The sequence below is a fragment of the Poseidonocella sp. HB161398 genome (assembly GCF_005870025.1).
Classification (GTDB): domain Bacteria; phylum Pseudomonadota; class Alphaproteobacteria; order Rhodobacterales; family Rhodobacteraceae; genus Mangrovicoccus.
This window is the reverse complement of the sequence record NZ_VATA01000015.1, coordinates 1-11,678: the sequence shown is the minus strand read 5'-3', so window position 1 is coordinate 11,678 and position 11,678 is coordinate 1. Positions and strand designations below refer to the sequence as shown.

Here is an 11,678-nt window from a genome sequence, read left to right as displayed (position 1 = left end):
TCCTTTCCTGCCTGCCTGCTCCGAGACTAGCGAGGATGGCGAAAGGAATTCCACTATCCGAAACAGCGCATATTGCAGATTCTGCCTGGAACCTGCCGAAAAGCTGGCATTCTGGGCGTTCTTCCGCGGCATCTGCCCATATTTTAGCCTCCAATCGAGGTACTATCATGGAAAACCATTTCCTTTGCGAAAAATCATTGACGAAAATGCCGAAGCCCCGCGCATTGGAGAGGCAAGGACAAGAACAGGCCAAGCCCGCCACGGGGCCGAGGCCGAACCGATACGCCGATCCGACAACAGGAAGGACCGACCCATGCTTCTCAACACCCTCAAGGCCGGCACGTTCGCCGCAGGGATCGCGCTGGCGGGCGCCGTCGTCCCGGCGCAGGCCGATACCATCCGCTTCGCCACCGTCGACGGCGAAGGCGACCTGCTCGAGAATGTCTACTGGGCCTATACCGAGGTCTTCAACTCCATCCTGAAGGCGCAGACCGGCGGCGAGTACGAGCTGCAGGTGTTCCCCAACGGCCAGCTCGGCGACCTGGAGTCGCTGCTGGAGCAGACCGCCCGCGGCTCGCTGCAGGTCGTGGCCGGGATCAGCGCCGGTCACCTGCAGGCCTATACCGACGTCGCCGCCGTGCTGGAAATGCCCTATGTCTTCCCGAACACGCAGATCGCGCGCAAGGTGATGGACGGGCCCTTCGGCGACATGCTGGCCGACCGCATCGCCGAGGATTCCGGCGTCCGCATCATCAGCTACCTGCCCTCCGCCTTCCGCAACTTCTCCAGCTCGACCAAGCTGATCAAGACGCCCGAGGACATGGTCGGCATGAAGGTGCGCACCCAGCAGATCCCGATCCATGTCGCGATGGTCGAGGCGCTCGGCGCCAACCCGACCCCGATCGCCTGGTCCGAGCTCTATTCCTCGCTGCAGACCGGCGTGGTCGACGGCCAGGAGAACGCGCCCTACACCATGCTGATGGCGAACCTGCAGGAAGTGCAGAAGTACTACACGCTCGACCATCACCTCATCAACATGCCGATCGTGGCGATGAACGAGGACTACTATCAGTCGCTGCCCGACAGCGTGAAGGCGACGATCGACGAGGCGGCGGACGAGGCGGCCTTCGCGCTGCTCGGCATCGTCAAGGCCAAGGAATCCCAGGACCTCGCCGTGATCGAGGATGCCGGCGTCGAGATCTACCAGCCGACTCCGGAAGAGTTCCAGATGTTCGTCGACAAGGTGCAGGCCCCGGTGGAGGCGATCCTCGCCGACATCGTCGGCCAGGACATGATCGACGCGCTGAAATCGGCCGTGGCCGACGCCCAGGCCGAGTAAGGCCGATGCCCCGCGCGTCCCGCGCCGCCGGTCGCTCTCTTCCCGGTCCGGCGCGGGGCGCGCCTTTCCCCTTCGACCCGGCCGTCCGCGGCCAGATGCGGAGAAATCCATGCTGAACACCCTCGAACGGCTGGCGGACGGGCTCGGGCTCGTCACGTCGGCCATCTCGCGGCTGACCCTCGTCGGCGTCGCCTTCTGCCTGATCCTCCAGGTCGTGCTGCGCTATGTCTTCAACGCCTCGCTGCCCTGGCCCGAGGAGGCCGCGCGCTACCTGATGATCTGGACGGTGATGCTGGCCGGCAGCCTGCTGGTGAAGGACGAGCAGCTGGTGCGCGTCGATTTCTTCGACCATTTCTGGCCCGAGCGGGCGCTGTCGATCCGCAACGCGCTGTTCCGCCTGCTGCTGGCCGGGCTGCTCTTCGTGCTGGTCTGGAAAGGCTGGGAAAACGCCCTCTTCGGCCAGCGCCGCACCTCCGTGACGCTCGGCATCTCCTTCTTCTGGATCTACCTCGCGGTGCCGGTGGGCGGCGCGCTGATGATGTTCCACATGGTCGTGCTGGCGATCCGCGACCTGGTGCGCGGCACGCCGCGGACCGGCCCCTCCATCCTGAACGCCGAGGTCTGACATGGAGCATCCGCTACTGATTACCCTGGGGCTAATGCTCGGCCTCATGGTGCTGGGCAGCCCGGTGATCTTCGCCATCGGCTTTGCGGGCCTGGCCTATTTCTTCGTCAAGCCGGGCATGACCGCCATGCTCGACGTCTATGCCCACAAGTTCTTCACCGGCATGGACGTGTTCATCTGGCTGTCCATCCCGCTCTTCATCATCGCCGGCGAGATCATGACCGCGATCGGCATGACCGACCGGCTGGTGAACCTGTCGCGGCTGATGGTCGGCCGCCTGCGCGGCGGGCTGGCCTATGTGAACGTCGTCGGCTCGATGATGTTCTCGGGCGTCTCGGGCTCGGCGCTGGCCGACATCTCGGCGCTGGGACCGGTCGAGATGAAGATGATGGAGAAGGACGGCTACGAGAAGGACTTCGCCGCCGCCGTCACCGTCTCCTCGGCGATCCAGGGGCCGATCATCCCGCCCTCGATCCCGCTCATCATGTTCTCGGCGCTGACCAATACCTCGATCGCCGCGCTGTTCCTGGCGGGCGCCGTGCCCGGCATGATGCTGGGGCTCTTCCAGATGGCGGTGATCTACGTGATCGCCAAGCGCCGCAACTTCGCCCGCAACCCGATCCAGGGGCTGAACCTGAAGGTCGCCGCCGGCATCGTCCTGCATGCCTTCTGGGCGATCTTCATGCCGCTCATCATCATCGGCGGCATCGTCGGCGGCATCTTCACCGCGACCGAGGCCGCGGCCATCGCGGTGGCCTACGGGCTGGTGATCGGCGCGCTGGCCTACCGCAACCTGTCGCTGAAGGAGCTCTGGGCGATCCTCGACCGCTCGGCGCGGACCTCGGCCTCGGTCTACCTGATCGTCGGCTTCGCAACGATCATCTCCTGGGTGCTGGCGAACGAGCGCGTGCCCTCCGAGCTGCAGGCGATGGTCGAGGCCGCGAACCTGCAGCCCTGGATGCTGCTCCTGGTGCTGAACCTGTTCTTCCTGGTGAACGGGCTCTGGGTCTCGGACTCGGTACAGCTCCTGCTCTTCGCGCCGCTCTTCACGCCGCTTCTCGCCTCGATGGGCGTCGATCCGGTGCATTTCGGCGTCATCATGGTCGTCAACGTGATGATCGGGCTGATCACGCCGCCCTACGGGCTGGCGCTCTATCTCGGCTCGTCGATCTCGGGCGTGCCGCTCGGGCGGATCGTGCGCGCCGCGGTGCCCTTCCTGATCTCCAACCTCGTGGTGCTGCTGCTCGTGACCTACGTGCCGGCCATCTCCCTCACCCTCCCGCGGCTCCTGGGCTTCCTGTGACGCCGCATCTGACACTTCAAGGACACTTCCCATGCTGACCAAGGACGATCTCAACGGGCTCTTCACGGCCATCGTCACTCCCTTCGACGCCGGCGGCGCGGTGGATCACGGCGCGCTGAAGGCCCTCGTCCGCCTGCAGATCGAGGCCGGCGCCTCGGGCGTGGTGCCGATCGGCGGCACCGGCGAGTACCCGGCACTGTCGCGTGCCGAACGCGCCGCCATCGTCGCCAGCTGCGTCGAGGCCGCGGATGGCCGTCCGGTGATGCCGGGCGTGCTGGCCACCGGCTTCGAGGATGCCGTCGAGGCGGGCACCGACTTCGCCCGCGAGGGCGCGGCGGGCGTCATGCTGGTCACCCCCTATTACGCGCCGGGCCCGCAGGAGGGCATGATCGACTATTTCCGCGCCTATCGCGGCAAGGTCGACCTGCCCGTCATGGCCTACGAGATCCCGCGCCGCACCGGCGTCGCCTTCAAGGCCGAGACCCTCGCCACGCTGGCCGAGGAAGGCGCGATCATCGGCATGAAGTACTCTTCCTACGACCTGCCGGAATTCATCCGGGCGGTCGATCTGGCGGGCGACAAGATGGCGATCCTCTCCGGCGAGGAGCCGCTTTTCGCCACCCATGTCGCGCTTGGCGCGACCGGCGGCGTGCTGGCGACGGCGAACATGTATCCCGGCCACTGGCTGAAGGTCTTCGAACTGGCGAAATTCGGCGAGCTGAAGGCGGCGGTGAAGCTGTCGAACGCGCTCGGCCCGGTGATCTCCTCGGTCTTCCGCGAGACAAATCCGGGGCCGCTGAAGGTCTACATGGAGAAATGCGGCATCGCGGCCGGCCCGGTGCGGCTGCCGCTGACCGCGCCCTCGGCGGAGACGCTCGAGGCGCTCGAGGCGGCCTTCGCGGACTTCGGCGCGGCGGACCGCGCCGCGGCATGACCGGCGTGCTGGAGCGCAGCCTCTCTGACGACCTCCTCGGCCAGCTCGGGCCGAAGGGGGTGCGGACGGGCGCCGGAATGGCGCCCTGGCTGACCGATTTCCGCGGCCGCCGGACCGGCCGCGCGGAGGCGGTGGCACTGCCCGCCTCCACCGCCGAAGCCGCCGCCGCCGTGCGCGCGGCGACGGCACGCGGCCTGCCGGTCTTTCCCCAGGGCGGCAATACCGGGCTGTGCTACGGCGCGGTGCCCGAGGACGGGCTGGTCGTGGCGATGTCGCGGATGCGCGCCGTCCGCGGCTTCGACCGCGCCTCGGGGCTGCTGACCGTCGAGGCCGGGCTGACGCTGTCGGAGGTGCATGACCTGGCGGCGGCCGAGGGCATGCAGTTCCCGCTGCATCTGGGCAGCGAGGGCACGGCGCAGATCGGCGGGCTGATCTCGACGAATGCCGGCGGGACCGGCGTGCTGCGCTACGGCGCGATGCGCGACCTTGTGGCCGGGGTGGAGCTGGTGCTGGCCGACGGCCGGGTGCTCGACGACCTGGCGGCGCTGCCGAAGGACAATCGCGGCTATCCGCTGCGCCATCTGGTGGCGGGCGCGGAGGGCACGCTGGGACTGGTGACGGCGGCGACGCTGCGGCTGAGCCCGAAGATGCAGGACCGCGCCCATGCCTGGCTGGCGGTCGAAACGGTCGAGGCGGGGCTGGCGCTGGCGCAGCGGCTGCGCGATGCGGCGGGCGACGTGCTGGAGGCGGTGGAGCTTCTCGACCGCGCGCAGGTCTCCTACGTGGTGCGCCACATTCCCGGCACGCGGATGCCCTTCGGCGAGATCCCGACCTGGTCGCTGCTGGTCGAGCTGGCCTCCGCGCGCGCGGGCGCCGGCATGCAGGAGCTGCTGGAAGCGACGCTGGAGGCCGCCTTCGAAGACGGGCTGATCGCGGACGCGGTGATTGCCCAGAACGAGGGGCAGGGCGAGGAGATCTGGCATTTCCGCCATTCGGTCACCGAGGCCAATGCCCGCGAGGGCGTGGGCGTGGTGATGGACACCTCGGTGCGGCCGGGCCGGATCGCGCAGTTCATTGCCGAGGCCGATGCGGTGCTGGCCTCGCGCTTCCCCGAGGCGGAACGCGCCATCACCGCCCATATCGGCGACGGCAATGTCCATTACATCGCGATGTTCCCGCGCGAGGCCTGGGACCGCCATGCCGATCCGCTGGCCCGGGAGATCGAGGTCGAGGAGGCGATCCACGACGTGGTGATCCGCCATGGCGGCAGCTTCTCGGCCGAGCACGGGGTGGGGCGCAAGCTGACCTCGGAGATGCGGCGGCTGGTCGATCCGGTGCGGCTGGAGCTGCTGAAAGCGGTCAAGGCCGGGTTCGACCCGCGAGGGCTGATGAACCCGGGCGTGCTGCTGCCCTGAGCGACAGAAGGCCCGACTCGGCGACCCGCGCGCCCGGAGGCCCGCACGCCGCCGGATCGGGCCAGCGCGGGCGCCGCGGCGGTCCGCGGGGCGGCAGGCCGGGTCAGCGCGCCAGCGGCCGGAAGCTGACCTGCGAGAGCAGCCACTGGCGCAGCTCGGCCCCGGCCTCGGGCCGGCCCTCGGGGGCGACGATGTAATAGGCCATCTCGGTGGCCATCGGCATGTCGAGCATCACCGAGAGCGCGCCCTGGGCGAGCTCCTCCTCGATCAGGTAGCGCGGCAGCAGCGCATGGCCGAGCCCGGCGCGGGCCGCCTCGATCGCCGGGGCGAACTGGTCGAACCAGTGGCCCTCGCGCGGATGGGCGGGCTCGACATCGGCGCGGGCGAACCAGCCGGGCCAGAGATCGGGGCGCTCGCCGACATGGAGCTTCGGCGCCTCGGCCAGATCGGCCGGGCCGCGCAGCGCGGTCCGCGCCAGCGCGCCCCCGGCGACCGGCAGCACCACCTCGCTGCACAGATATGTGCAGCGCCCGCCGGGCCAGACCGGATGGCCGAAATGCACCGCCAGATCGCAGCCGGCATCGCCCATGTCGAAGACGCCCCCGCGCGTGGAGAGGTCGATGCGCAGCCCCGGACGCTCGCCGAGGAACCCCGCCAGCCGCGGCATCAGCCAGCGCGTCGCGAAGGTCGCCGGCGCGTTCAGCCGCAGCATCCGCCCGGGCTCGGGCTCGGCGCTGGCATGGCGCAGGGTCGACTCGGCGAGCTGCAGGAGCCGCGCCGCCTGGCCGCGCAGCACCTCGCCCGAGGGGGTGGGCACGACGCGGCCGCGGATCCGCTCGAAGAGCGTCCGGCCGAGCTGCGCCTCGAGCTCGCGGATCTGGCGGCTGACGGCGCTCTGGGTCAGGCTGAGCTCTTCGCCGGCGCGGGTGAAATTGCGGTGCCGCGCGGCGCATTCGAAGGTCTGCAGGAGCTTCAGGTCGGGCAGGTGGCGGCGCTCCAGCACCATGGGCGGGATCCTTTCCGGTCGGGCAGGGCATGTTAACCCGGCATGGCATTTTGCCTGGACCATGACAATCGGGAATGGGTCGAGTTGCAAACATCGTTGGTGCGCGGGGCCCGGGCAGCGCTAGGATCAGGCCAACCGGCAGAGGACCGCAGGACCGCCATGACCCTTTCCCCCGTTTCGCCCGACGAGATCCGGGCCCGCTTCGCCCGCGCCATGTCGGGCATGTACCGCGCCGAGGTGCCCGCCTATGGCACGCTGACCGAGCTGGTCGAGGCCGTGAATGCCGAAACGCTGTCGGCGGACCCCGCCGAGAAGGCGCGTCTGGATGCCCTCGGCGAATACGAGCGGATCAGCGAGGAGCGCCATGGCGCGATCCGGCTCGGCACGGCAGATGAGCTGGCCACCATGCGGCGGCTTTTCGCGGTGATGGGGATGGTGCCGGTCGGCTATTACGACCTCTCGGTCGCGGGCGTGCCGGTCCATTCCACCGCCTTCCGCCCGGTTGATCCGGCCGCGCTGGCGAAGAACCCGTTCCGGGTCTTCACCTCGCTCCTCAGGCTCGACCTGATCGCCGATGCCGCCCTGCGCGCCGAGGCCGAGGCGGTGCTGGCCGCGCGGCAGATCTTCACCCGAGGCTGCCTGGCGCTGATCGCCAGGGCCGAGGCAGAGGGCGGGCTGGGCGAGGCCGATGCCGCGGCCTTCGTCGCCGAGGCGCTGGAGACCTTCCGCTGGCATGCAGAGGCCAATGTCACCGCCGGGCTCTACCGCCGGTTGCATGACGCGCACCGGCTGGTCGCCGACGTGGTCAGCTTCAAGGGCCCGCATATCAACCACCTGACGCCGCGCACGCTCGATATCGACACGGTGCAGGCGCGGATGCCCGCCGAGGGGATCGCGCCCAAGGCGGTGATCGAGGGCCCGCCGGCCCGCAAGGTGCCGATCCTGCTGCGCCAGACCTCGTTCAAGGCGCTGGAGGAGGCGGTCGACTTCCGCTCCGACGGCACCAATGCGCCGGGCAGCCACACCGCGCGCTTCGGCGAGATCGAGCAGCGCGGCCTGGCGCTGACGCCGAAGGGGCAGGCGCTCTATGACCGGCTGCTGGCGGAGACCCGCGCGACGGTCACGCCGAAGCCCGACGGCTCGAACGCGGCGGAGTACGTGGCGGCGCTGGAAGCGGCCTTTGCCGAGTTCCCCGACGATGCCGAGGCGCTGCGCACCGGCGGCTACGGCTATTTCCGCTACAGCCCCACGGAGAAGGCCGCAGACGGGGCCGACCTGACGGCCAGCGCCGCCGATCTGGTCGCGGCCGGCTACCTGCGCGCCGACCCGATCGTCTACGAGGATTTCCTGCCGGTCTCGGCCGCGGGGATCTTCCAGTCCAATCTGGGCGACGAGGCCGGGCAGGGCTTTGCCGCCACGCCCAACCGCGCGCGGTTCGAGGCCGATCTCGGCGCGCCGGTCACCGATCTTCACCAGCTCTATGCCGAGGCGGAAGCCGCCTCGCTGGCCCGCGCCCGCGCCGACCTGGCCCGGGCCGCGGCCTGACCCCCTTAGGAACAAGGACCTGACCATGCTGACGAAACCCCTCTCGACCGTCACCCGCGAGACCATGGAGGCCTGCGGCGTCGCCGCGGCGCTGGACGCCCAGGGCGGCATGGCGGTGATCTCGCCGGTCACCGGCGAGCCGGTCGCGACCCTGGCCACGCATTCCGCCGACGAGGCCGCCGCGATGGTCGCCAAGGCCCAGGACGCCTTCCGCAAGTGGCGCATGGTGCCCGCGCCGCGCCGCGGCGAGCTGGTGCGGCTCTATGCCGAGGAGCTGCGCAAGGCCAAGGAGGACCTCGGCCGCATGGTGTCGATCGAGGCCGGCAAGTCGCCTTCCGAAGGCCTGGGCGAAGTGCAGGAGATGATCGACATCTGCGATTTCGCCGTCGGCCTGTCGCGCCAGCTCTACGGCCTGACCATCGCCACCGAGCGCCCCGGCCACCGCATGATGGAGACCTGGCACCCGCTGGGCGTCGTCGGCATCATCACCGCCTTCAACTTCCCCTGCGCGCCCTGGTGCTGGAACTCGGCGCTGGCGCTGGTCTGCGGCGATCCGGTGATCTGGAAGCCCTCCGAGAAGACCCCGCTGACCGCGCTGGCCTGCCAGGCGGTGCTGGACCGCGCCATCGCGCGCTTCGGCGCAGAGGCGCCCGAGGGACTGAGCCAGGTGCTGGTCGGCGGCCCGGAGCTGGGCGAGGTGCTGGTCGAGAGCGACAAGGTCGCGCTGATCTCCGCCACCGGCTCGACCCGGATGGGCCGGATCGTCGGCCCGAAGGTCGCCGCGCGCTTCGGCCGCTGCATCCTGGAGCTCGGCGGCAACAATGCGGGCATCGTCTGCCCCTCGGCCGACATGGACATGGCCCTGCGCGCCATCGCCTTCGGCGCGATGGGCACCGCGGGCCAGCGCTGCACCACCATGCGCCGCCTCTTCGTGCATGAAAGCGTCTACGACCAGATCGTGCCCGCGCTGAAGAAGGCCTATTCCTCGGTCACCGTCGGCAACCCGCTGGAGACCTCGGCGCTGGTCGGCCCGCTGATCGACAAAGCCGCCTTCGACGGAATGGCCAAGGCGCTGGAAGAAGCCGCCGCCCTGGGCGGGATCGTCCATGAGGGCGGCCGCGAGGCGGTGGGGCCGGACAGCTCCTACTACGTGAAGCCCGCGATCGTCGAGATGCCGGTCCATGACGGCCCGGTGCTGCGCGAGACCTTCGCGCCGATCCTCTACGTGATGAAATACGCCGATCTCGACGATGCGATCGAGATGCACAATGCGGTGGGCGGCGGGCTCAGCTCGTCGATCTTCACCACCGACCTGCGCGAGATGGAGACGTTCCTGTCGGCCCGCGGCTCGGATTGCGGCATCGCCAACGTCAATATCGGCACCTCGGGCGCCGAGATCGGCGGGGCCTTCGGCGGCGAGAAGGAAACCGGCGGCGGGCGCGAGTCCGGCTCGGACGCCTGGCGCGCCTATATGCGCCGCGCCACCAACACGATCAACTACTCCAGCGAACTGCCGCTGGCGCAGGGCGTGGTCTTCGACATCGACTGACCCTCAGGAGGCGCGGGACATCTCCCGCGCCTTCGCCGTTGCCGCGTCGAGCGCCTCCTTCACGGCGTCGTCGAACCCGGCCCCGCGCGCGGCCTGCATGGCCGCCGCCGTCGTTCCGGCATAGTCGATGAATTCCTGCACCAGCGCGCCGGCCTGGCCGATATCGCCCGCCAGCATCTGGGACGCATCGCAGACCACCGCCTCGGCCGCGCGATGCGCGATCCGCTCGGGCAGCCCGGCCTGCAGCGCCGCCGTGCTCAGCGCGTTCGCCAGAAGCGCGCTCCAGGCCGGGCCGGAGCCCGCGAGCGCGGTCAGCACGTCAAGCTGCGCCTCGCTTTCGATCTCGTCCTGGCCGCCCGTGGCCCCGAGGATCCGCGCCGCCATCGCCCGGTCCTCCGCCGTCACCGCCGCGCTGGCGGTCCAGGGCGCGTAGCTGCGGCCGATCTCCACCGCGGCATTCGGCATGGCCCGCACGATCCGCGCCGAGCCGGTGCGCCGCGCAATCTCCTCCGCCGGAACGCCCGCCATCAGCGAGATCACCAGCGCCCCCGGACAGTCCCACGCGCCGTCGCGGAAATCCTGCGGCCGGACCGAGAGGATGACTACGTCCGCACCGGCGGGCAGGCCGGCCTGCCAGCTCAGCCCCGGCCAGTCGCCATAGGCGGGCGCGGGGCCGGAGCGGTTGACGCAGACCAGCCGCTCCGGCGCGGCGATCCCCTGGCGCAGAAGGGCGGGACCGATGGCACGGCCGAGCCAGCCGGAGGCCCCGGCAAGGGCGATGAGCGGGTCGGACATCTGGGCATTCCTTCCGTCGTGATGCAGCGGATCCGGGGCCGGAGCCTAGGGGCTCCCCCGGATCGCCGCAAGGGAAATGGACATCGAAGGCCATTTTCCAGACATATATGTACATATTAGACGCGAAGCCGTCCGCGTCAGGTCGCGAGGCTGCTCCGGCGACGATTTGCTGAACCAAGAGATCCCGTGCCTCTGCTCTTGCCGTGAAGCCCGGGAGGGAAGGCGGCGGCGCGACCGCCCGGTTCCCAGCGCGATCATCGGGCGGATGGCACTGGACTAGGCGCTTGACGACCGTTGCGCATCTTCGGTCGCCATTTCGTCCGGCTCCGGCGAGCCCCGTCAGGGCTCGGACGGATGGCGGACCGATCATCTCGGCGATCCTGCGCACAGGCTTCGCCACCCTGTGGCGGATGGAAGGGCGATTTCCTGCAACGCCGCGTCGCCTTTGGCCGCAAAGGTGAGACATCTCGGATGCCCGCTCTGTCCTGGCGGCGCCGGAACGCGCGCCGCGGAAAGCGGACACCCCGCCGCCCGGAAATTGGCCGCTCTCCGGCGCGCCTCCGACTGCCGCCACGCCGTCACCGCCCGCAAGTTCCGCGAAAGACGTCTTGCCGCGGTCGGCACTTTGGCCGAAGCATGCGGCCATGGGATACCGTGCCGTCAGAATTCCGCTCTCCTGCGGGGAAGCCGAGATCCGCCGCTGGGCCGGCTACATGCTGGCGCATATGGACGAGGTGGCGGAGTCGCTGCGCCGCGAGGGGGTCCGGCACGAGGCCTGGCATCTCTGTCCCGGCGATCCGCTCTGCCTCGTCGGGGTCATGGACCACACCGATCCGGAGCAGGCCGCCCGCGCCATGGCGGCCTCGGCGCTGTCGGTGGACGAGGTGCACCGCGCGTTCAAGCGCCACTGGATCCGCCCGGACATCACGCGGCTCGACTACGATCCCGAAGCATCGGACCCGTTCCCCGGCTGCGAGCTGCTGTTCGAGGCGCGTCCCTGAGCCGGGTGCGCACGGCGTGCCAGCAAGGCCCAGCCACCCCCCGGCAACGAACCGGCAAAGCAGCAGATGATCCCAAGGCGGAGAAAGGTCATTCTTGGCATCCGGTCACAGCTTGAGGGTATCGGCCGATGGCCGTCGCCGCTCTTCTAGGGGGAACGTCCCGGTC

10 protein-coding genes are annotated in these 11,678 nt (G+C 69.8%); 8 read left to right on the top strand and 2 right to left on the bottom strand.

Features of this window, described 5'->3' with window-relative positions; translation table 11 throughout:
- Positions 1-313 precede the first annotated feature (313 nt).
- The 5 genes from FGX59_RS13440 to FGX59_RS13420 all read left to right on the top strand — a co-directional run bounded on the left by FGX59_RS13440 (position 314) and on the right by FGX59_RS13420 (position 5,616).
- Positions 314-1,339, top strand: a complete 1,026-nt coding sequence (locus FGX59_RS13440; protein ID WP_138467105.1) for a TRAP transporter substrate-binding protein — start codon at positions 314-316, stop codon at positions 1,337-1,339.
- A gap of 109 nt (positions 1,340-1,448) precedes the next feature.
- On the top strand, positions 1,449-1,964 hold the full coding sequence (locus FGX59_RS13435) for a TRAP transporter small permease (RefSeq protein ID WP_138467103.1): 516 nt from the start codon (positions 1,449-1,451) through the stop codon (positions 1,962-1,964).
- 1 nt (position 1,965) lies between these two features.
- A complete protein-coding gene (locus FGX59_RS13430; RefSeq protein ID WP_138467101.1) occupies positions 1,966-3,267 on the top strand; it encodes a TRAP transporter large permease in 1,302 nt (433 codons plus the stop codon).
- Between the two features lie 31 nt (positions 3,268-3,298).
- Complete coding sequence (gene dapA / locus FGX59_RS13425; RefSeq protein ID WP_138467099.1) at positions 3,299-4,201, top strand: 4-hydroxy-tetrahydrodipicolinate synthase; 903 nt, start codon at positions 3,299-3,301, stop codon at positions 4,199-4,201.
- Positions 4,198-5,616 (top strand): FAD-binding oxidoreductase, encoded by a 1,419-nt coding sequence (locus tag FGX59_RS13420; protein ID WP_138467097.1) that lies wholly within the window; start codon positions 4,198-4,200, stop codon positions 5,614-5,616. The genes dapA and FGX59_RS13420 overlap by 4 nt, the downstream gene beginning before the upstream one ends.
- Before the next feature lie 103 nt (positions 5,617-5,719).
- On the opposite strand, the gene FGX59_RS13415 is transcribed toward FGX59_RS13420, so the two are convergent.
- Positions 5,720-6,622: a LysR family transcriptional regulator gene (locus FGX59_RS13415; RefSeq protein ID WP_138467095.1), complete on the bottom strand. Its 903-nt coding sequence runs from the start codon at positions 6,620-6,622 to the stop codon at positions 5,720-5,722.
- Positions 6,623-6,781: 159 nt separating this feature from the next.
- Here FGX59_RS13415 and FGX59_RS13410 point away from each other — a divergent pair, with 159 nt between their 5' ends.
- The gene (locus tag FGX59_RS13410; RefSeq protein WP_138467093.1) at positions 6,782-8,167 is read left to right on the top strand and encodes a VOC family protein; all 1,386 of its coding nucleotides are present in this window, start codon (positions 6,782-6,784) and stop codon (positions 8,165-8,167) included.
- A gap of 25 nt (positions 8,168-8,192) precedes the next feature.
- Positions 8,193-9,716 carry an aldehyde dehydrogenase family protein gene (locus FGX59_RS13405; protein ID WP_138467091.1) on the top strand — a complete coding sequence of 508 codons (1,524 nt, stop codon included), beginning with the start codon at positions 8,193-8,195 and terminating at the stop codon, positions 9,714-9,716.
- Positions 9,717-9,719: 3 nt separating this feature from the next.
- Here FGX59_RS13405 and FGX59_RS13400 read toward each other — a convergent pair whose 3' ends face one another.
- Positions 9,720-10,511, bottom strand: a complete 792-nt coding sequence (locus tag FGX59_RS13400; protein WP_138467089.1) for a pyrroline-5-carboxylate reductase — start codon at positions 10,509-10,511, stop codon at positions 9,720-9,722.
- A gap of 644 nt (positions 10,512-11,155) precedes the next feature.
- On the opposite strand from FGX59_RS13400, the gene FGX59_RS13395 reads away from it, so the two are divergent.
- Positions 11,156-11,512 (top strand): DUF6176 family protein, encoded by a 357-nt coding sequence (locus tag FGX59_RS13395; RefSeq protein WP_138467088.1) that lies wholly within the window; start codon positions 11,156-11,158, stop codon positions 11,510-11,512.
- Positions 11,513-11,678 lie beyond the last annotated feature (166 nt).

Coding starts and splice junctions, on each gene's coding strand:
- FGX59_RS13440 (WP_138467105.1), top strand. CDS start 314: ATGCTTCTCAACACCCTCAAGGCCGGCACGTTCGCCGCAGGGATCGCG.
- FGX59_RS13395 (WP_138467088.1), top strand. CDS start 11,156: ATGGGATACCGTGCCGTCAGAATTCCGCTCTCCTGCGGGGAAGCCGAG.
- FGX59_RS13405 (WP_138467091.1), top strand. CDS start 8,193: ATGCTGACGAAACCCCTCTCGACCGTCACCCGCGAGACCATGGAGGCC.
- FGX59_RS13435 (WP_138467103.1), top strand. CDS start 1,449: ATGCTGAACACCCTCGAACGGCTGGCGGACGGGCTCGGGCTCGTCACG.
- FGX59_RS13430 (WP_138467101.1), top strand. CDS start 1,966: ATGGAGCATCCGCTACTGATTACCCTGGGGCTAATGCTCGGCCTCATG.
- FGX59_RS13420 (WP_138467097.1), top strand. CDS start 4,198: ATGACCGGCGTGCTGGAGCGCAGCCTCTCTGACGACCTCCTCGGCCAG.
- dapA (WP_138467099.1), top strand. CDS start 3,299: ATGCTGACCAAGGACGATCTCAACGGGCTCTTCACGGCCATCGTCACT.
- FGX59_RS13415 (WP_138467095.1), bottom strand. CDS start 6,622: ATGGTGCTGGAGCGCCGCCACCTGCCCGACCTGAAGCTCCTGCAGACC.
- FGX59_RS13400 (WP_138467089.1), bottom strand. CDS start 10,511: ATGTCCGACCCGCTCATCGCCCTTGCCGGGGCCTCCGGCTGGCTCGGC.
- FGX59_RS13410 (WP_138467093.1), top strand. CDS start 6,782: ATGACCCTTTCCCCCGTTTCGCCCGACGAGATCCGGGCCCGCTTCGCC.